This window comes from Lysinibacillus sp. GW823-FHT06C08, from assembly GCF_058795135.1.
The window spans coordinates 139068-160122 of the sequence record NZ_JBXAHN010000008.1; the positions used below are offsets into that span (position 1 = coordinate 139068).

At 39.6% G+C, this 21055-nt stretch carries 22 protein-coding genes and 1 riboswitch; of the genes, 14 read left to right on the forward strand and 8 right to left on the reverse strand.

Going from position 1 to position 21055, the window contains the following annotated elements; translation table 11 throughout:
• Positions 1-104: 104 nt before the first annotated feature.
• From AC1Q6O_RS17825 to panF, 11 genes are all read left to right on the forward strand, one after another.
• Positions 105-1343 (forward strand): substrate-binding domain-containing protein, encoded by a 1239-nt coding sequence (locus tag AC1Q6O_RS17825; RefSeq protein ID WP_342529440.1) that lies wholly within the window; start codon positions 105-107, stop codon positions 1341-1343.
• A 59-nt stretch (positions 1344-1402) separates the two neighbouring features.
• A complete protein-coding gene (locus AC1Q6O_RS17830; protein WP_492401876.1) occupies positions 1403-2179 on the forward strand; it encodes an ABC transporter ATP-binding protein in 777 nt (258 codons plus the stop codon).
• Positions 2154-2861 carry an ABC transporter ATP-binding protein gene (locus AC1Q6O_RS17835; protein WP_008178717.1) on the forward strand — a complete coding sequence of 236 codons (708 nt, stop codon included), beginning with the start codon at positions 2154-2156 and terminating at the stop codon, positions 2859-2861. Before AC1Q6O_RS17830 ends, AC1Q6O_RS17835 begins: the two co-directional genes overlap by 26 nt.
• 15 nt (positions 2862-2876) lie before the next feature.
• Positions 2877-3749 (forward strand): branched-chain amino acid ABC transporter permease, encoded by an 873-nt coding sequence (locus AC1Q6O_RS17840; RefSeq protein WP_089987202.1) that lies wholly within the window; start codon positions 2877-2879, stop codon positions 3747-3749.
• Positions 3746-4762, forward strand: a complete 1017-nt coding sequence (locus AC1Q6O_RS17845) for a branched-chain amino acid ABC transporter permease (RefSeq protein WP_008178720.1) — start codon at positions 3746-3748, stop codon at positions 4760-4762. Before AC1Q6O_RS17840 ends, AC1Q6O_RS17845 begins: the two co-directional genes overlap by 4 nt.
• Positions 4759-5763 carry a 3-oxoacyl-ACP synthase gene (locus AC1Q6O_RS17850; protein WP_090002695.1) on the forward strand — a complete coding sequence of 335 codons (1005 nt, stop codon included), beginning with the start codon at positions 4759-4761 and terminating at the stop codon, positions 5761-5763. The genes AC1Q6O_RS17845 and AC1Q6O_RS17850 overlap by 4 nt, the downstream gene beginning before the upstream one ends.
• A gap of 12 nt (positions 5764-5775) precedes the next feature.
• Positions 5776-6687 (forward strand): intracellular short-chain-length polyhydroxyalkanoate depolymerase, encoded by a 912-nt coding sequence (phaZ, locus tag AC1Q6O_RS17855; RefSeq protein WP_239354688.1) that lies wholly within the window; start codon positions 5776-5778, stop codon positions 6685-6687.
• Positions 6671-7402, forward strand: coding sequence for a 3-oxoacyl-ACP reductase FabG (fabG, locus tag AC1Q6O_RS17860; RefSeq protein WP_239354686.1), 732 nt, complete (start codon positions 6671-6673; stop codon positions 7400-7402). The genes phaZ and fabG overlap by 17 nt, the downstream gene beginning before the upstream one ends.
• A 15-nt stretch (positions 7403-7417) precedes the next feature.
• Positions 7418-8896 (forward strand): class I adenylate-forming enzyme family protein, encoded by a 1479-nt coding sequence (locus tag AC1Q6O_RS17865; protein WP_239354684.1) that lies wholly within the window; start codon positions 7418-7420, stop codon positions 8894-8896.
• A 321-nt stretch (positions 8897-9217) separates the two neighbouring features.
• Positions 9218-9481 carry a YhdT family protein gene (locus AC1Q6O_RS17870; protein ID WP_008178730.1) on the forward strand — a complete coding sequence of 88 codons (264 nt, stop codon included), beginning with the start codon at positions 9218-9220 and terminating at the stop codon, positions 9479-9481.
• The gene (gene panF, locus AC1Q6O_RS17875) at positions 9481-10926 is read left to right on the forward strand and encodes a sodium/pantothenate symporter (protein ID WP_492401880.1); all 1446 of its coding nucleotides are present in this window, start codon (positions 9481-9483) and stop codon (positions 10924-10926) included. The genes AC1Q6O_RS17870 and panF overlap by 1 nt, the downstream gene beginning before the upstream one ends.
• A gap of 44 nt (positions 10927-10970) precedes the next feature.
• Here the strand turns inward: panF and AC1Q6O_RS17880 are convergent, their stop codons facing one another.
• Complete coding sequence (locus tag AC1Q6O_RS17880) at positions 10971-11741, reverse strand: TSUP family transporter (protein ID WP_008178734.1); 771 nt, start codon at positions 11739-11741, stop codon at positions 10971-10973.
• A 127-nt stretch (positions 11742-11868) separates the two neighbouring features.
• Here AC1Q6O_RS17880 and AC1Q6O_RS17885 point away from each other — a divergent pair, with 127 nt between their 5' ends.
• The gene (locus AC1Q6O_RS17885) at positions 11869-12651 is read left to right on the forward strand and encodes a TrmB family transcriptional regulator (protein ID WP_492401882.1); all 783 of its coding nucleotides are present in this window, start codon (positions 11869-11871) and stop codon (positions 12649-12651) included.
• Between the two features lie 21 nt (positions 12652-12672).
• A complete protein-coding gene (locus AC1Q6O_RS17890; RefSeq protein ID WP_239354682.1) occupies positions 12673-13056 on the forward strand; it encodes a hypothetical protein in 384 nt (127 codons plus the stop codon).
• Positions 13057-13103: 47 nt separating this feature from the next.
• Here AC1Q6O_RS17890 and AC1Q6O_RS17895 read toward each other — a convergent pair whose 3' ends face one another.
• Complete coding sequence (locus AC1Q6O_RS17895; protein WP_008178740.1) at positions 13104-13475, reverse strand: nucleotide excision repair endonuclease; 372 nt, start codon at positions 13473-13475, stop codon at positions 13104-13106.
• 202 nt (positions 13476-13677) lie between these two features.
• Positions 13678-13787: riboswitch (SAM riboswitch) on the forward strand.
• Between the two features lie 99 nt (positions 13788-13886).
• Between AC1Q6O_RS17895 and metA the strand changes: the two genes are divergently transcribed.
• Positions 13887-14822, forward strand: a complete 936-nt coding sequence (metA, locus tag AC1Q6O_RS17900) for a homoserine O-acetyltransferase MetA (RefSeq protein ID WP_036227305.1) — start codon at positions 13887-13889, stop codon at positions 14820-14822.
• A 55-nt stretch (positions 14823-14877) separates the two neighbouring features.
• Here metA and AC1Q6O_RS17905 read toward each other — a convergent pair whose 3' ends face one another.
• From AC1Q6O_RS17905 to plsY, 6 genes are all read right to left on the reverse strand, one after another.
• A complete protein-coding gene (locus tag AC1Q6O_RS17905; protein WP_492401884.1) occupies positions 14878-16440 on the reverse strand; it encodes a GerAB/ArcD/ProY family transporter in 1563 nt (520 codons plus the stop codon).
• 33 nt (positions 16441-16473) lie between these two features.
• Positions 16474-16707, reverse strand: coding sequence for a hypothetical protein (locus tag AC1Q6O_RS17910; RefSeq protein WP_008178745.1), 234 nt, complete (start codon positions 16705-16707; stop codon positions 16474-16476).
• A 4-nt stretch (positions 16708-16711) separates the two neighbouring features.
• Positions 16712-17911 (reverse strand): Ger(x)C family spore germination protein, encoded by a 1200-nt coding sequence (locus AC1Q6O_RS17915; protein ID WP_089987195.1) that lies wholly within the window; start codon positions 17909-17911, stop codon positions 16712-16714.
• A gap of 27 nt (positions 17912-17938) precedes the next feature.
• Positions 17939-19483, reverse strand: coding sequence for a spore germination protein (locus AC1Q6O_RS17920; protein WP_008178750.1), 1545 nt, complete (start codon positions 19481-19483; stop codon positions 17939-17941).
• Positions 19484-19630: 147 nt separating this feature from the next.
• The gene (locus AC1Q6O_RS17925) at positions 19631-19921 is read right to left on the reverse strand and encodes a HesB/YadR/YfhF family protein (protein ID WP_089987194.1); all 291 of its coding nucleotides are present in this window, start codon (positions 19919-19921) and stop codon (positions 19631-19633) included.
• A gap of 19 nt (positions 19922-19940) precedes the next feature.
• The gene (gene plsY, locus AC1Q6O_RS17930) at positions 19941-20543 is read right to left on the reverse strand and encodes a glycerol-3-phosphate 1-O-acyltransferase PlsY (protein ID WP_008178753.1); all 603 of its coding nucleotides are present in this window, start codon (positions 20541-20543) and stop codon (positions 19941-19943) included.
• Positions 20544-21055: the final 512 nt, after the last annotated feature.

Sequence of the window (21055 nt, forward strand, 5' to 3'; positions counted from 1 at the left end):
GGCCGGATCATTTTTTGTAACTAATTTGTAACTGGTCTTTTATATAGTGAGGTCATAGCAACGAAAGCGCTTTCTTTGGAGAGAATTTTGAAGGGGGATATGGGATGAGGAAGCATTGGTTTTGGTTTCTTTTAGTGATGGTAGCTGTGTTGTTGGTGGCTTGTAGCGAAAAAGATACGAAGGAAGAGGCTGCGGATGCAGATACTACTGATGGTGAGACGAAGGCTGTTACGGCGGAAGGGGAAACGATTAGGATTGGGGTGCTTGCTTCGTTAACAGGGGCACTTGAGTCTTATGGAAAACAAACGCAGCGTGGATTTGATTTAGGGATAGAGTATGCCACTGGGGGTACGATGGAGGTCAATGGGAAAAAAATTGAGATTATTTATGAGGATACGGAGACGAAGCCTGAGGTGGCTGTACAAAAGGCCACAAAGCTATTAGAGGATGATCAGGTTGATTTTCTAGTAGGTTCGTCAAGCTCTGGTGATACGTTGGCTGTCCTTCCACTTGCAGAGGAGTATGAAAAAATTATGGTCGTGGAGCCTGCGGTAGCAGATAGTATTACAGGGTCAGAATTTAATGAATATATTTTCCGTACAGGACGTAATTCATCACAGGATGCGTATGCTGCGGCGGCAGCTATTGCGGGAGATGGTGTGAAGATTGCAACGTTTGCGCCAGATTATTCATTTGGCTGGGACGGTGTGAATGCATTTAAGACAGCTGCAGAGAAGTTGGGAGCAGAAATTGTGCTAGAGGAGTATGCAGATCCAGCCGCAACAGACTTTACGTCGAATCTGCAAAAGGTGATGGATGCTAAGCCAGATTATTTATTTGTCGTATGGGCAGGGGCAAATTCTCCTTGGAATCAAATTGCTGATCTTAAAATTCAAGAAAAAGGCATTAAAATTTCTACGGGTGCGCCTGATATTATTGCGCTTCAATTTATGAATCCATTAGTTGGTATGGAAGGCTTCTCCGTGTACTATCATACGTTACCTCAAAATGATGTGAATAAATGGTTAGTGGAGGAGCATCAAAAACGTTTCAATGAGGTACCGGATTTATTTACACCTGGAGGTATGTCCGCAGCTATTTCGATTGTAGAGGCATTGAAGAAATCGGATGGGGATGCCGATGCCAATAAGCTAATTGATGTGATGGAAGGCATGTCATTTGAGACACCGAAAGGCACGATGACCTTCCGTGAAGAGGATCACCAAGCCCTTCAATCTATGTATTCCATTCGATTAGAAAATCAAGAAGGTGTGGATTACCCAGTACCAGTCCTTATTCGTGAGCTGAGTCCTGAGGAAACAGCCCCACCTGTTATGAATTAGCATATGGGAGGCAGAAATTCTGTCTCTCTACATAACTAGTAGAAGGGAAGGGAGTAGAGATGGAGCCTATATTACACACTGATAATTTAACAATCCGTTTTGGTGGGCATACAGCGGTGGATGGTGTCAATTTTCAAATGCCTGAAAAGCATCTGAAGTCCATTATTGGACCGAATGGTGCGGGTAAAACAACATTCTTTAATTTAATTAGTGGTGAATTAAAGCCAACTGCGGGTGATGTTTATTTTAAGGGGCAATCATTGGCACAAAAGTCGGCCATTGAAAGAACACGTATGGGTTTAGGTCGATCCTTTCAAATTACGAATGTTTTTCCAAACTTAACGGTTTTAGAAAATGTTCGTTTAGCTGTGCAGTCCAAGGAGAAAATCCGTTATCAGCTATTTCGGCACTATAAAAGCTATAAGGCGATCACTGAAAAAGCAGAAGAGCTATTAGCACTTGTGTTACTAGATAATAAACGCGACGCCCTTACAACGATGCTTTCACATGGGGAGAAAAGGAAGCTTGAGATTGCTATGCTGCTTGCGTTAGATACGGAAATTCTGTTACTGGATGAACCAACTGCTGGCATGTCTTTAGAGGAAGTACCAACCATTTTAGAAGTGATTCGCACAATAAAACAGCAGGGAAATAAGACCATTTTGCTTATTGAACACAAAATGGATATGATTTTAGATTTATCGGATTCGATAATGGTGTTGTTTAATGGTCAATTATTAGCAGATGGATCACCTGAGGAAATCATGGATAATGACACCGTACAACATGCATATTTGGGGGGATTGTACGATGAACACCTTACTGACACTAAATGAGGTTCATACGCATATCGGACAATATCACATCTTACAGGGCGTAAATTTTGAAGCGAAGGAGGGGCAGGTGACAGTATTGCTAGGTCGGAATGGTGCAGGTAAAACGACAACGCTGAAAACGATTATGGGCTTAACACCTGCCACAAAGGGAGAAATCGCCTTTCGCTCCCACTCTATTAAAAAAAGTCCTACTTACAAGGTGGCCAAATTAGGGATAGGCTATGTTCCAGAAAATCAAGGGATTTTTGCTGATTTATCGGTAGAGGAGAATATGAAGGTAGCGATGCGTAAGGAGGATACAGCGACGGTAGAGCGACAGCAATATGTGCTTGAGCTTTTTCCAGACTTAAAGAAGTTTTGGAAGAAGGCTGGCGGCCATTTATCAGGTGGCCAAAAGCAAATGCTGTCAATGGCAAGAGCTTTTATCAATGATAGTCCGTTAATTTTGATTGATGAACCGTCGAAAGGGCTAGCACCAATAGTCGTTGAAAAGGTGATGGAAGCCATTGTGGAAATGAAAAAGAAGACGTCCATTGTTCTTGTGGAACAAAACTTTATGATGGCTAGCCGAATCGGTGATACTTATACATTGATTGATGATGGCAGAACTGTACATTCAGGCAATATGAAGGAACTTATTGATAATGAAGAACTAAAACGCAAGTATTTGGGCATTGGATAAAGGGGGTGACCATCATTGGAGCTGTTTGTCAATTTAATCATTAATGGCTTGGCAACAGGCATGCTGATATTTTTACTAGCGGCAGGCTTGACGTTAATTTTCGGCTTAATGGATGTGTTAAATTTCGCGCATGGTGGGTTATTCGTTTGGGGGGCTTATGCGGGAATCTTCACCTATATGTATACGGAAAGTTTCATCGTAGGGATTATTGGTGCTATTTTAACGGGGGCATTGCTAGGATTTATCACAGAAAAATTAATTATCACACCTGTTTACGGCAATCATATTCAGCAAATTTTAATAACGTTAGGATTGATGCTTGTTTTGCAGGAGCTAATTAAAGTAGTCTTTGGCCCGAATGGTGTTGCCGTGAAAACACCAAGTTATTTAGCTGGTAGCTGGGAAATTGGTGACGTTATTATCATCAAATATCGGTTATTTATTATTGTCATTGGATTTGTGATTTTTGGGATTTTCCAATATATGCTGAAGCGCACGAAGATTGGTTTAATTGTTCGGGCAGGCGTTCAAGACAAGGAAATGGCGCAGGCTCTTGGTATTCATATTAAACGTGTGTTTTTATATGTTTTCATGATTGGTGCGGCACTTGCAGCACTAAGTGGCATGTTGATGGCTCCCTATTCAGGCGTAATCTATGCAGAAATGGGTATGGAATACGCTATTTTAGGCTTTATTGTGGTAGTCATTGGTGGAATGGGCAGTTTTTCCGGCTCCTTGCTGGCGGCTATTTTAGTAGGACTAGCAGGTAGCTTTATGGCTTATTATGTGCCCGTCCTATCACTTGCAGTCAATATGATATTAATGGCAATTGTATTAATCTTCCGCCCTCAAGGACTGTTTGCATTGCGAAAGGAGCGAACATCATGAAGCCAAAAATTGCCTTACGCCATATCGCATTTTTCCTATTATTTGGGATATTTTTCATACTTCCTTTCGTTAATGATTCAAGGACATTACTTATTTTATTAACGCAAATTTTCATTTTTGGGATACTAGCAATGAGCTATGATATTTTACTAGGTTATACAGGAATCGTGTCGTTTGGGCATGCCATGTTTTTTGGTATTGGTGCCTATACAACAGCGGTTATGCTCAAGCAGATGGAAAATACTATGGTTATTTTTGTCCTCTCCATCGTGATTGGCATGCTGTTAGCAGGACTCATTAGCTTCTTAGTAGGGCTACTGACACTTCGTTTGAAAAGTCATTTCTTTGCTATGCTGACATTAGCCTTTTCAGGGTTATTTCTAGTACTAGCTGAAAAATGGCGCACGGTTACTTACGGCAATGATGGCTTTACATTTCGAGCACCAGATATGTTTAGAGATCGTATGACGTTCTATTTTTTTGTACTCGGGAGCCTAGTTTTAATCTTTTTAGCCCTTTATCGCTTCGTTAATTCTCCGACAGGTCGAATTTTAATTGCTGTTCGTGAAAATGAACAACGGACGAAATCATTAGGCTTCAACACCTTGCATTATAAAGTCATTGCTTCAGTTGTGGCAGGCATTGTTGCGAGCTTCGCAGGTTCTTTATATGCCGTATCCCTACGCTTCGTTAATACAAGTGTAATGACGATGGATATTACACTCGATGCTTTATTAATGACCATTATTGGTGGTGTCGGCACTTTAGTGGGACCATTATTAGGGTCAGCAGTCATTGAATATGCTCAGCACACATTATCTGGATTGGCACGAGATTATCCTATTTTTGAACGTTGGATTATTTTCTTTGGCATTCTTTATATTTTAGCGGTGATCTTTTTCCCAAAGGGCCTTATTGGTACACTTCGCTTGCTCATATGGAAATGGCGAGGAAAAGTAAAGAACAGAAAAACACAGGTTGCCTTGCCGCAGGAAAAGGAGCGATTTGAATGACAGTAGGGATTGTCAGTACAGGTATTTATCTACCACAAAACAGAATGTCATCCAATGAAATTGCGGATCTTTCCAATATTCCAGAGGATATTATCCGTCAAAAAATGGGCATTCATGAAAAACCGATTCCTGGAGAGCATGATCATACCGTGCAAATGGGGATATGGGCAGCACAGGATGCCCTTAAAAAAGCACATATAGAGCCGAAAGATATTGATGTTGTTATTTATATGGGAGAGGAGCATAAGGAATATCCTTTATGGACAGCCTCCATCAAAATGCAGGAAGAGCTTGGTGCAGTCAATGCGTGGGCATTTGATGTGCAATTACGTTGTGGCACGACCATTATGGCGCTGAAGGTCGCAAAAAGCTTAATGGCCTCCGACGACACGATCAACACAATTCTCATCGCTGGTGGTTATCGCAATGTTGATTTTATCAATTATAGCAATCCACGAACACGCTTTATGTATAATTTGGCAGCTGGTGGAGGCGCTATGCTGTTACAAAAAAACTATCCAAAAAACCAGCTTTTAGAGGCGGATATCATGACAGATGGCACCTTTTCTGAGGATGTCGTCGTTCCTGTTGGTGGCACGAAAACACCATTAACACCCTCTCATTTAACAGAACATTTATATCAGTTGGATGTTCTAGATCCGATTGGCATGAAAGAACGGTTAGAACAGAAATCTTTAAGCAACTTTTTGAAGGTCATTCGTAGCTCTTTATTGAAAAGTGGATATAGGGAAGAGCAGTTACATTATTTAGCGATGCTGCATATGAAAAGATCCGCCCATGACTATATTTTAACGGAGCTTGGTCTGCAGCCCGAGCAATCTATTTATTTACAAGAATATGGGCATATTGGTCAGATTGATCAAATATTGTCCTTACAGCTTGCCTTAGAACAAAATCGAATACAAGCTGGCGATATTGTTACATTGGTTAGTGCAGGCATTGGCTATGTATGGGGGGCTATTACAATACGTTGGGGATAAGGGGGAAGTGCAATGTTAAAAACGGTTCAGTTAGCAAATGGGGAAACGATTGCCTATCGAAAACGTTCGGGTGGAGGGCATCCTTTAGTGCTGGTTCATGGGAATATGACCTCCTCTAAGCATTGGGACTTACTAATGGATGCTTTAGATGAAAAATTTACGATTTATGCTATTGATTTACGAGGTTTTGGTGGATCTTCCTACCATCAGCCTATTTCGTCCATCAGAGATTTTAGTGGGGATGTCAAATTATTTGTGGATGCTTTGCAATTACAAACCTTTGATATGATTGGCTGGTCAACGGGTGGAGCAGTCTGTCTACAGTTTGCCGCCAATTATCCAGGCTATTGTCAACGACTGATTTTACTAGCATCTGCTTCCACACGTGGCTATCCATTTTACACGGATTTAGGAACGGGCAATCCTGCCTCATTTAAGAGAGCGTATAGCTATGAAGAGGTACTTGTGGATACATCGAAAACGAAGCTTATACAGGGCTTCTATCATACGAAAAATAGAGAAGGCTTACAGTCACTGTGGAATTCTTTGATTTATACCCATCACCAGCCGACCAAGGAAAAATATGAAGAATATGTTGAGGATATGCTGACACAGCGAAATTTAGCGGAAGTTTATCATGCACTGAATACTTTTAATATAAGTGTAGTTGATCATGAGGTGGCTAAAGGGACACACGAAGCCCTACTTCTTACTATTCCCATTTTAGTATTAAGAGGAGATCGTGATTTAGTCATTACGGAAAAAATGAATGCAGAATTGCTTCAGGATTTGGGCAAGCAAGCTCAATTTGTGGGCTTAAAAGATTGTGGGCACTCGCCATTAGTGGATGATGTCGCACAGCTGACAGCTGAAATTGAAACCTTTTTAGAAATTGGAGGGAGAAATTATGCGCTTAAACAATAAAGTCGCCATTATTACAGGTGCCGCCAATGGTATTGGCTATGCGGCTGCTGAGCGTTTTATGGAAGAAGGGGCAGTGGTTTTTATTGCTGACTATGATAATGATGCGGGGAATGCTGTAGCACAACATTTAGGTGAAAAGGCGACATTTATACAAGTGGATGTAGCGAATCGGGAGAGCGTAAAACAATTAGTGGCAACCGTCATTGAGCAAGTAGGATGTATCGATATTCTAGTGAATAATGCAGGGATTACAAGAGACGCCATGCTAACTAAGATGACGGAGGATCAATTTCAACAAGTGTTAGATGTCAATTTGACAGGTGTTTTTCACTGTACACAGGAAGTCATTCCCCATATGGTTGCGGCTGGGAGCGGCAAAATTATTAATACATCCTCTGTAAGTGGTGTCTATGGCAATGTTGGTCAAACGAATTATGCAGCCACAAAAGCGGCGATTGTAGGAATGACTAAAACATGGGCAAAGGAATTAGGGCGGAAAGGGATTAATGTCAATGCGGTTGCTCCTGGCTTTACAGAAACCGATATGGTAAAGAAAATGCCTGAAAATATCCTTGCTCAAATGCGATCGATCGTCCCATTGCAGCGTTTAGGTACACCTCGCGATATTGCTAATGCTTACTTGTTTTTAGCATCTGATGAAGCCTCCTACGTCCATGGTCATACGCTTCATGTGGATGGCGCCATTATGATGTGACGGGAGGTTTTCTACATGTTTGTTGAGCACGAGTGGATTTTAAAGCGAGCTGCATTAACACCTCACCACATTGCATTGATTAATCTAGCTACAGCAGAGCAATGGACGTATCAGCAATTAAGTGAGGAAATCAGTAAATGGTGTCAATTTTTCCAGGGTCAGCAGCTATTGAAGGGAAGTAGAGTCGCAGTTTTTGCCAAAAATCATATTCAACTTTTTGCTGTTCTCTTTGCCTGTGGGCTGCGCGGACTTATTTATGTGCCGTTAAATTGGCGTTTGAGTAAGGAGGAACTAGCCCAAATTTTGGAGGATGCTACCCCTTCAATCCTCTTGTTTGAAGAGGAGGATACTTGTCCAATCGTGTTAGACAAAATGTTTTCGCTGCATAGTATCCAGCAACAGAAAAAAGGGAGCGTTAATAAGCAAACTATGGAAGTAGATGATCCCTGGCTCATGATTTATACAGGGGGGACAACAGGTCGGCCAAAGGGGGTCGTGTTATCCTTTGAGTCAGTCAATTGGAATGCCATGAATACAATTATTAGCTGGGGTTTGCACGACAAAGATCGTACTTTAAATTATATGCCCATGTTTCATACAGGTGGCTTAAATGCGCTTTGTATCCCCTTACTGATGGCTGGTGGGACTGTTATTATTGGTGATAAATTCGAAGCGGAGGCAGCACTGCGAGCTACAAACCAATATGAAACAACAATCTCACTTTTTGTCCCAACGATGTATCAAGCAATGATTGCCTCGAAATATTTTCATGAAAATCAATTTCCTTCGATGAAAGTATTTTTATCAGGTGGTGCCCCATGTCCTCATCCAATTTACGATGCATTTTATAGGAAAGGGTTATTTTTTAAAGAGGGCTACGGCTTGACGGAGGCAGGACCTAATAACTTTTTCATTGCTCGCGAGGATGCCTATGCCAAAAAAGGAGCCGTTGGGAAAAGCATGCAATTCATTGAAGCTAAAATCATCAAACCGACTGGACATAATTGTGCACCTCGTGAAGTGGGGGAGCTATTAGTAAAAGGCAAGCATATGTTTCGTTTCTATTGGAATAACAAGGAGGAAACGGCCAGTATTATGCAAGATGGTTGGTTAAAAACGGGCGATCTAGCTATGATGGATGAGGATGGCGATTTCTTTATTGTTGGACGTAGAAAAGAAATGATCATCTCTGGTGGTGAAAATGTTTATCCTCAGGAAGTCGAACAGTGTATATTACAGCATCCTGATGTACAGGAGGTTGCCGTAATTGGCATAGCAGACGACTATTGGGGAGAGGTCGTGACAGCTTTCATTGTCTGTCACAATCAAGTAGCGACCATTTTAGATGAACTCCACGACCTGTGTCATCAACAGCTAGGTAGGTTTAAAATCCCTAAACAAATCCTTTTCTTAGAGGAATTACCGAAAACAAGCGTCGGTAAAATCGATAAAAAGGCTTTGCATATGTTTGTAGATGCTACGCCATGTGAATAAAAGTGCTCGTGTTTCTATTATCGGAATCGACAGAGCCATCAAAAATAGCGTCGTTACAAGGAGAACCTATTATTTTTATTCAACATGCACAATTCTTTAGCGTTGGAACATTTTAAGTTTGGGAAAAGCTCCAATAAAAATTGACTTTGCATATAACCTTCGTCTCATGTAATAGGCGAAGGTTATTGCGCTTTTAAGACTGGTAATCGTGCAAGAACCTCTGTTTATCGTTGTTTAGTTCTTGTTACCGCTTATTTTTTCACATCTCTTCCCATCAGACCAACATATCAGTAAAATAGAGTAGGTTAGGGGGATTGTCTTGTGAAAGATCAACGCTTTAAAATTGCGCATCGAGAGGCGCTTATTGGAATTGGATTAGTCCTTGTCAACTTTGCGATTTGGTTTGGCTTTGCTTATGGACTAGGTGCAGGGGATCCCGCAAATTATTCGTATGTTTTGGGTTTTCCTGCTTGGTTTTTCTATAGCTGTATCGCAGGGACAGGCTTTATGATCCTGCTCATCTGGATCGTTATGAAGCTCTTCTTTAAAGAGGTTCCATTTGAAGATGAGGGGGAGGAGCGCTAATGCATTGGCAAGTTGTATTTCCATTGCTATTATTTTTAATTATTATTTTTGGAATTGGTTTGTGGGCCAATAAACATGTCCGCTCTTCTAACTCGTTTCTACAGGAGTATTTCCTTGGTGGTCGAGAAATGGGTGGATTTATCCTAGCGATGACAATGATAGCTACATATGGTAGTGCGAGTAGCTTTATCGGAGGCCCAGGAGTAGCTTATACGAAAGGGCTGGGCTGGGTGCTACTTGCCATGGCACAGCTACCTGCTGGCTATTTTGTCCTGATGATTTTAGGGAAAAAATTTGCGATTATTGCTCGTCGTTACCAAGCTATTACGCTTATCGACTTTTTACGAGAACGCTATAAAAGCCATGTCATTGTCATTCTGTCTGCTATTAGTATTATTGTCTTTTTATTTTCAGCGATGATGGCGCAGTGGGTAGGAGGAGCCCGTTTAATTGAGTCTTTAACAGGCTTACATTATACGGCGGCACTGTTTATATTTGCGATTTCAGTTTTAGTGTATGTTATTATTGGTGGCTTCCGAGCAGTTGCTTTAACGGATACTGTACAGGGCTCCATCATGGTTATCGGAACTGTCATTTTATTAATCGGTACTATTATTGCAGGTGGAGGCATCGATAAAATTATGACCTCGCTGGTCGCAGAGAATCCCAATTTCGTATCTCCATTTGGAGCAGAAGGGGATTTAACACCTCTGTATGTTTCAACATTTTGGATATTAATTGGTGTGGGGGTGGTCGGTCTTCCGCAAATCGCCGTGCGTGCGATGAGTTATAAGGATTCTAAAAGTATGCACTTAGCGATCATTATAGGCACGATTGCCATCGGGACGATCATGTTTGGGATGCATCTAATTGGTGTGTTAGCACGACCTGTCCTACCTGGCATCGATATTGGTGATAAAGTCATGCCACTCTTAACATTGAAGGTACTGCCGCCATTTTTAGCAGGGATTGTCTTAGCAGCACCAATGGCCGCTACCATGTCTACTGTCAATGCACTGCTCATGCTAGTAAGCTCTACGGTTGTCAAAGACATCTATTTAAATTACATGAAGCCAAAGGCAAGTGATGCAGAGATTAAGCGTGCCAGTTTTATAGTAACAACGGTCATTGGCTTAGCGGTTGTCCTCTTTGCACTCCATCCACCTGATTTATTAGTGTGGTTAAATTTATTTGCATTTGGTGGACTTGAGGCAGTCTTTATTTGGACGGTAGTTCTCGGGTTATACTGGAGGAAAGCAAACAAATATGGCGGCATTTCGTCAATGATTTCAGGTATGGCTTTGTATATTTTCATTGACCGGTTCTATCCGGCCGCTTTCGGTATGCATACCGTTACGATTCCTATTATAGCTTCCTTCATTATTTTTGTAATCGTCAGTCTTGCTACTAGTCATAAATTCAAGGACGAGCATTTCCTCATATAATGTAAAACAACGCCGCAGATTTTTGACTGTGGCGTTGTTTTTATTTAATGAATCATATAATCGTAGGCATTTTTTGCAAGGAGCGTCATCGTCACAATGATAAAAAGCGTACGGACAAAGCCGCTTCCTTTTTGAATGGCCATACGAGAGCCAAGCATAGCCCCACCAATTTGAGCAACCCCCATAACTAAACCATATACATAATGGATTTGACCTAAGTAAGCAAACATACAAACACCTGCCACATTACTTGCTAAATTTAAAAATTTCGCATTTCCTGCCGCCTTTAAAAAATCAAAGCCAACAAGCAAGAAGCTAAAGATTAAAAAAGAGCCCGTTCCAGGACCAAGAAACCCGTCATAAAACCCAATAGCAAATAATAGCATCATAAATAAAAATAAGTGCGTTTTAGATAGATTTTTAACCGTTGAGACAGCGCCCCAATCCTTTTTAAAGATCGTATATATCCCAACAGCCGCCAGCATGATAAGCATTAATGGTTTTAATAGGGCTGGGTTAATTAAATGAACAGTCCAAGCACCACATAATGATCCAATGAAGGCGAGAGGGAAATATTTCAGGACAGATCGAATTTCAAGCTGACCAGAACGGTAAAAGGAAATGGACGATGTGAGTGAGCCCATCGCGCCAGCTAATTTATTGGTTGCTACTGCAGCGGCGGGATTTAAGCCAACAAACAATAAGGCTGGTAAGGAAATTAAACCACCACCTCCAACGACAGAATCGATAAATGCTGCCAAAAATCCAAAGGAAATCAATAGTATTAAAATATGTACATCCACATCAAAAACCATGCTTACACCTCTTTTTTTATTAGTTACTACTGAAATAGTAACTAATTTATTCGATGCTGTAAAGCCTAATTTTTTCATTGGCAAATGTTCACAACAGTAGCCTATAATAAAAATATGGAGGGATGATATGAATGAATTAATCGCCCAATTAAAAGAACTGGGATTGACAGAATATGAGGCAAAGGCCTATACAGCACTCGTACAAAATAGTCATGTCAGTGCCTACCAAGTTAGCAAAAACTCTGGGATACCAAGAGCTAGAATCTATGACATATTAAATGGTCTTGTTGAGAAGGGATTCGTACTGAAAGAGGAAACGGCGGATCAAACGACTTATTCTTCCATTCCTGTCGAGATGTTTTTGCAGCAAGTTCAACAGCGGTGGCAATCGAATTTTACGTCGATTAGTGATCAATTAGAAAAACTAGAAACGAAAGAACAAGAAACGGAACCTAAAGTGTTAATGCTAAAAGGGAAGCAGACAATCATCAATTATTGTCAAACCTTATTAAAAAAAGCAGAGACAAAAGTCATCCTATCGATGTGGGAAGATATGTACGATGCCTTACGCGAGGATATCGAAGGGGTATCACAGCATGTGGAGGTGCATGGCATTACCTTATATGTCGGGGAACATCTGGCATCTATCGATCAGCACAGAGCCACACACTATACGAGAAAGACTTCTACACCCCATTGGTTTATTTTATCGGTTGATGGACATGAAATGATTTATGGTCACTCGCCGTCAAACCAGGAAACCGCTTTTATAACGAATGATCCTGTGCATATTTATTTATTAGAGGATTATGTTTGGCATGATGTTCTTATCAATCGACTAGTGAAGCGTGATGATAAAGAGCTTGAGGACTGGATTGCTAAAGAACGTAAAGCATTTTTCTTAGAGTAGCTATAAGGGAAGGGGAGCATCTTGAAAAAATGGATGTTGCCAGTATTGTTTTATGTATTATGGATTGGCGGATGTGATTCTGCACCGCTGCTAGTTCCACCTAAGATTCAGGAGCTAACCATCGTTCCTGACCATATCCAACAGCATATTATAGCTCAAGAAAGAATTCAGTTATTGTATGAAGATGACATGACGTACTATCTTGTCATGTTTTCGAAAGGAAATGTGCTAGCAAGTGTGGCAGCAAATGAAGATCGGTTAGTCATTCATTTCAAGGAAGGAAGCGAGCAAAAGAAAGAAGCTCAACCGTATGTCTATGCCATCAATAAAAACCCGAAGCTGACGATTATTGAGCTATATATTAACGGCAAAAGCATGGCGATAGATCGCATGACTATGATGTAATAAAAAAACCGAAATCCCTAAAAAAGAGATTTCGGTTTTTGTTGATATTAATAAAATACTTTATCTACATTGTATTTGGAGCGGAACGTATTAATCGCATATGTTTCATAAATTTCACGTTCCATAGGATCTTCTACTTCATAGACTTCAATTTTAAAGACCTCGTCACGATAGTTTTTCAACGGAGATACATTGTCTTCAAAATGTTTTTTAATGCGTTGACGAATTTTACGTGCTTTGCCGACAAATAATAGCTCATTCTTTTCATTATAGAATAAGAAAATGCCGCCTTTATCACGTGTGATTTTGTGGAAGTCGATGAAACCAAAGTATGGTGTAATTGGGACATCACCTGGTTTTACATCTTGTTCGCGTTGGCGAATGACTACATCTGGTTTTGGAAATTCAATATTAATCAAAGTATTCACGTTCCTCTCTATTACTAAAGATATATGGTAACATAATAGCGGCATGTTTACCATAAAATTTCATGTAGAATAACCATATACAGCAAGCTTAGTGTTTATCAAATGATTGGAGAACATGCATAGGAATAACAAAATATTCTATGAATTATTGATATTCTAACTAGTCCATGTTACAATTCAAGATAATTAAATAATCTTATCAAGAGAAGCAGAGGGATTTGGCCCGATGACGCTTCAGCAACCTCTAACAAATGTTAGAAAGGTGCTAATTCCAGCAAAGGTTTTTCCTTTGAGAGATAAGAGTGAACGTGAAAAAAATCCTTCTCATTCTATCTCATATGGAATGTGGAGGATTTTTTAATTTTTTCGAAAAAGGAGCAAAAAAAGAGAGGGGAACGCAAGATGCCAATTAATATTCCGAAAAATTTACCTGCTGGAGAACATTTACGTGAGGAAAAAATCTTCGTAATGGAAGAGGACCGTGCGAGAACACAGCAAATACGTCCATTAAATATATTAATCTTAAATTTGATGCCTGAAAAAGAAAAAACTGAGCTACAATTACTACGATTACTAGGAAATACACCATTACAGGTGAATATTACTTTTTTAAACACAGCTACTCATGAATCTAAAAATGTCAGTAAGTCTCATTTACAATTATTCTACACAACGTTTAACCAAATTCGTCATCGACGCTATGATGGTATGATCATTACGGGTGCGCCAGTAGAAAAAATGCCATTTGAAGAGGTTAACTATTGGCAGGAAATTGCTGAAATTATGGATTGGTCAAAAAAGAATGTGACATCCGTGCTACATATATGTTGGGGGGCACAGGCTGCTTTATATCATCATTATGGGATTGGAAAGGTCGAGCTTTCTGCTAAATGCTCCGGCGTTTATTCTCATGTGATTACTGATTTAACAGTAGATTTAGTACGAGGCTTTAGTGATTTATTTACAGCCCCTCATTCTCGCTATACATCTGTCTCGATTGACGAGGTTCGCAATCATCCAGACTTACGCTTATTATCCTATTCAGAGGATGCAGGTGTATTTATCGTGCAATCCAAAGATAATAAAAACATTATGATTACTGGTCATTTAGAATATGATGCGACAACATTAGCCGATGAATACAGTCGCGATGTTGCCAAGGGCATCCATATAGACGTTCCAGTAAACTACTTCCCAAATGATGATCCAGCAAAGGCACCGATGAATACATGGCGTGCCCATACGCATTTATTGTTCTCCAACTGGTTGAACTACTACGTATACCAAGAGACACCATATGAATGGGATTTTGTGGACGAAATTGAATATCATATTTAAATAACACTAAAAAGTCTAATTTCTTCGCTAAGCAGCTTGAAGGAATTAGACTTTGTTATTCTAGATTTTTCTTGTCAGAACTCGTTTTATCTGGTGGCGCCTGGTCGTCCTGTTTGGATGTAGCGTTGCCCGCTTCAGAATTGTCTTGAGTAGAGACTGGATTATCTGTTTTTTTCTGATTGGAAACTGTATTATCTGGTGTCGCCTGATTGTCTTGCTTGGAAGCCATAGTCGCAGGTTTAGCCTGATTAACTTGAGTGGTACCTGTATTAGTATCGTTCGCCTGATTATCCTGATTGGAATCTGTATTAACAGGTTTTGTCTGATTATCCTGATTGGAATCCGTATTAACAGGTTTTGTCTGATTATCCTGATTGGAATCCGTATTAACAGGTTTCGTCTGATTCTCCTGATTGAAATCCATATTATCAGGTTTCGTCTGATTGCCTTGATTAGAAACCGCATTACTCGCATCAGTCATTTGCCCCTGATTAGAATCCGCATGACCCATTTCAGTCGAATTACCTTGTGATTTTCGGTTACGAATAACAGCTACAATGAGTAGAAGTATGGGTAATAATATGGTGCAAACAAATGCATAAATTGGCCAAATCTCATCATTATAAATGTTGGAATGGACGATGTCTGGGTGAACAATTTGCGAAAGTCCGACCATAATAATACCCATTGGTAGGATAAGTGGACGGTGATCCTTCAATTTCATAATTTGTGCAATCCCGACAACAGTTGTATAGAAGTACATAAACGTTCGAATAAAAATGGATACAATCCACATAAAAGCCATGATAATTTCAATGCGCTGTAAAAAATTTCCGATAGAGATTCTTTGTGCTAGGGCATAGCTAGGGAAAGTTCGCGAAGCCGTGTTGGCTGGCCCTAATACTAAAATAGATAGAGTAATCAATGTTACTAGAACAAATCCACCGAGAAGCATGCCTATGTAAAATCCTTTCTTTGAGGATTGCTGGACATTGACACTAGCAGGGTAAATCATTAATAACATAACTAACGAAAAAGAGAAGACACTTACAAAGCGGATGATACTATATAAGATGGATGTTTTGGATGCTTCCATAATCGGTTGTATATTTTCAAACTTAATTTGTGGGGTGATACTGACAACAAAGAAAATAAAAATTAAGACAAACATAGGGAAAAGTATTTCTGCTGAACGAGCAAAGTTTTCTATCCCTAAATAGGTAGCATACATAATTATAATAATAAACAACAAGGCAAATGCCATAGTAGGCGTCTCTGGCATTACCTCTGTTTTCATAAAAGCACCAATAAAATACAGTAATTCTCCTCCCGCAAATAGGGTAAGAGAAAGGAAGCCCACCACTGTGATTTTTCCAAAAAAGCGACCGAGAAGTTTTTCATTTGCTTCAATAAAATTCAGTGTCGGTGTTTGGTCCCCTAACGTCACAAATAATTTCACAACAAGCAAACTAAGGACAACACCAATACTTGCAGCAATCCACGCATCTTGCTTACTAGAGCTTGCAATACTTGAAGGGATGATTAAGATGGCAGTACCGATAGAAAGGAGGAATGTGATAATTGTAAATTGTCTTGAACTAATTACTTCTTTTTCCATATAAGTGTCCTCCAATTCATGACGATGTGTCTACTATTTTGTGAGTGAAACGATAAAATCTTTAATTGGTGTAAAAATAAAGGTTATAAAATCTAGAGGACTCGGGATATTTATTTTGAGAGCAATGCCCATATTAAGCGCTGTTCCAATTAGTAATAGGATTGAAAAAACAAGAATGGTTTTGGTCTCTTGTTGCTTTTTGAGTTTCGGGATATATAGTATCGCAATAATGATTGAAATGATTAAGATGGCTATTGCTAGTACCAATCCACTATCCCTCCTTTGGCTTTTTTAATAATGAGTTTTGCATTGTGCCTAAACCTTGTGTTGTCACTTTTACATGAACATGGATTGGTAGATCAGGAAAGATATTTGGCCAATCGTTTTTGATTTTTTTCCATTGTTTAGCATCTGCACGATGTAGGGCATCACCATAGCCTAAAACATCCACTTGGTATTGCTGTTGAATTTTTTCTAATGTTTTTTCAATACGTTCATCGATGCCTTGTGCTGTTTTTTTATTGATATAATCCACCGTTTTATTTTTCGTTAGATTGATATCACATTCGACCTCTCCTACATTTTGTTCCACATTTATTTGGACATCAATTTGCGGTTTCCCATTTTTAAATGATCCCTTTACTTTTGTGGAGGATTTCGTAATCTCAGTTGAGAGTGTACCTTGCTTTGGACAGGTGACGATTTCAATCGTACTTTGTATTTTGTCACTGAGGAAACTAATACTTTTACTTTCTCCCTCTGAAAGTAAACCAATGTATTGATCTCCTTTAAAGATGGCCAATCCTGCATATTTTAACAACACAGGTGTTTTAACACGTTGGACGTTTGTTTGATCGGCCCCTAACCGTTTATCCCCATGAACTTCAATCGCAGAAATCAAAGCCCCATTGTCCTTTTCACTGAGCCTTGTGACCAATTCGTCTATATTAATAGCAATAGTAGAGCCCCAAACTTTTTCAGAAACTTTGAGGGAGTTTAAGATTTTATTAGCAGGAACTTTTTCGATAGGTGTGAGAACATTTAACACTTCCTTAGCTGTAGCCTCATAAGACATGATGACATCGAAATCCTTTCTAAACTCATGGTCTCGTGCAATTAAATCTAATGAATCACTGATTCCATCTTTAGCGAGATCTTCACCTAAAACGACTACCTGTAGATGGGCAAAATATGGCTTCCGTGCAGCAATGGTAGTCATTTTGCGGATGGCCTCAAAAATTGTTTCCCCTCTAGAATGATAGCTGACAACAGGGGAGCGCTGAGTGGAAGCTTGTCGCATGGAAACCTCACTAGGATCAACTATTTGAACGGTAATCTCATACTCATCATCTACTTTGTCTATACCAAGCGCTACAACAATGGCTAATTCATTTAATTCACGCTTACTCCAGCAACCACTTAACAGTAAAGTGAGGATGCATAGTAAGCAGATTACTTTTACTTTTGCCATATTTTATTCCTCATTTGTTCAGTAGTTTTATTTCCGACCTGTTCTTGGGACATATTTATGCCCTCTAACAACGTTTTTCTGATTGACTAAGCGTGGACGTGTTAATAAACGTCTACGAGGAAGCAATAAAAATGCATCTTTTTGATCCTGTAAAATTAAAGGAGCAAACGGGCTTAAATACGGTACACCAAATGAACGAATGCTGCATAAATGAAGAATAATGATAATAATGCCAAACATAACTCCAAAAAGACCAAACATAGCAGCTAAGATCATTAATGGAAAGCGCAGTACACGAATCGTATTGGACAAACCATAAGCAGGGAATAAAAAACTACAAATGGCCGTTAATGCCACTATAATAACCATTACAGCCGAGACAACACCGGCATCTACCGCTGCCTGGCCAATTACCAGCGTACCTACGATGGACACAGCTGGACCGATTGTTCGCGGCATTCGAAGCCCTGCCTCTCGTAGTATCTCAAAGGCAAGCTCCATAATAAGTGCTTCCACTACGGCAGGGAAGGGCACGCCTTCTCGTTGTGAGGCGATACTAATTAGCATGGCCGTCGGTAGCATTTCTTGATGAAACGTCGTAATCGCAACATAGAGAGATGGTGCTACCAATGCCAAACTAATACCAAAGAAACGTAAAATACGAATGAGGGAACTAATCATCCAATGTTGATAGTAGTCTTCTGCTGATTGCAAAAAGGAAGTAAATAATGCAGGCACCACTAATACAAAGGGGGTACCATCTACTAGAATCGCCACTTTCCCATCTAATAATTCACCAGCAATAACATCTGGCCGTTCTGAGTTGTAAATGGTTGGAAACATGGTATTTTTAGAATCTTGAATAAAATCCTCAATATAGCCACTTTCTAAAATGCCATCGATATTAATGCGATCTAACCGCGCTAACACCTCCGCAACAATTTTGTCACTGGCGATACCATGTATATACATCACGGCGACATCTGTTTGTGTCACTTCACCGATGACTCGAGACTTAATCCAAAGATTTGGACTTTTTATTTTTCGTCGAATGAGCGCGGTATTCGTACGCAAAGTTTCAGTAAAGGACTCTCGAGGTCCTCTAATAACGGATTCGGTTGAGGGCTCTGTGACAGCTCTATCCTTTGCACTTTTCGTACTTGTTACAATGCCTTCAGCAAAGCCGTCTAATAAAATGACGGTTTCACCATTAAGGATGGCATAATACAATGATGTGAAATTTTCGATATTCATCACATCACCAACAGTTAAATAGGAACTTCGCACATATTGATTAATGGTAGTAATTTCAATTTCTTGTTCTTCCTCAATATTCGCCATTAATTTATCAATCACTGAATCCGAAATCATCGTTTTATCGGATAAGCCATCAATGGAAATAATGGCCAGTCGATGGGGTTCAGCTTCACCAATGGTAATTTCTCGTATAATGATGTCATTGCTATGACCGAGAGTGTTTTGAATGACTTTTATATTTTTGGCAAGGGAAGTATTTAATAAATCGTCCGTTGTAAGGGATGGGGAGGGATCGATCTTGTTTGATATGGACATGGGTTTTCCTCCTCAAATGGATGTTCACTATATATAGAATGGACAACTTTGTGCGGAGATAAACGAAAAAAGGAATGAAATTCTAGCTACTATTTTTCAAATAAAAAAACAGTATTTCCTTTCAGAGACTGAAAGGAAAATACTGCTTTATGTACGATACTCGTATTGTAATTCATCTAAACTAGCATCCACGTCCACATGTAGATTGTGATCGTTAAAGAACCATAAATCTTTTTCATCGATGTAATAGGTTACGCCATCAATGACTGCTTCTGCTCCAATGACGATGGGCTCTTCTCGCGTCATGCCTAGTGAAAAGCCTTCGTGAAAAGGACTTGAGCCACCATAGCGTGCATAAAAGCGAATAGTATCGCCAGGTTCTACTTCCATCTCTTGTTTGAACCATTGTAGGGCTTCATCTGTCAGTGCAATTTTCATAGCGAATGCTCCTCTCTTCTTACAGCCATTTTACCTTTGGCTCGGTGCCATTTTTAATACGTACAATATTGGCACGATGACGATAAATAATAAAGGTAAATAAAAAGGCTACCAAGATGCTTAATGCAAAGTCACCTGTAACAAAATAATAAACGATTGAATAGATAAGTGCTACTAAAGCGGCTATCATAGATGTTAAGCTGACGATTTTTGTGATTTTCAATGTCACAAGAAAGGCAATTAGGAGCAAGACAAACAATGGCCATGAATAGCCTAATAAAACACCTGCTGATGTGGCAACGGCTTTTCCACCACGGAAATTGGCGAAGATTGGAAACATATGACCAATCACTGCAACAAGACCTAGGATTAAGGAATGGATAGAACTGTCTGAGAATATTGGAAGTGCAGCTAGTAAGACAGCGGCAGTCCCTTTTAGAACATCCATCACAGTCACAACAATACCAGCTTTTTTTCCTAATGTTCGGAACGTATTGGTTGCTCCAAGATTACCGCTTCCATGTTCTCGGATATCGGTATTATAAAAAATTTTACCTATCCATAGCCCTGAAGGTATAGAGCCGATTAGATAAGCACATAAAATAATAAGTCCATTGATCATAGTTGGACTCCTTTCATTCATAGTCCATCACTTGGTACTAATAGTTTGTAACAAGTATTTTACACTTTTTCTTGCTAATCTACAATGTTATGAAGGAGATTTCGTAAGGAGTCTTGAATTCAATACAAAAGAAACTAAAGTAAGTTAGAGATAGGCTTTTAGGCATGATTGATGAAAGAACGAAAAAATTCTTTATTAAAATATAGGCAAAAAGGCAATTTTGTCATTCGTTCATTCCTTTGGTAGAATAGAAGTCTAACTTTATTCATTTACATGACATTGACGCATCAACTATATTGCAACTAAATAAGCTACGATGCGTCAGGTGTTTACGGATACTAGTGGTAGTCTGTTTTGCTTAAATTCCAATTTTAAGCAACTGTTGAAGATGTTTACTATTTAAAGTGTATATTAAAACTGTGAGCAATTTTTAAAAATTTAATGGGACCTGTCGCTAACTATTGACAGGAAATGCTATTATTATTAGGATGAGAACATAAATAGAACAAGTG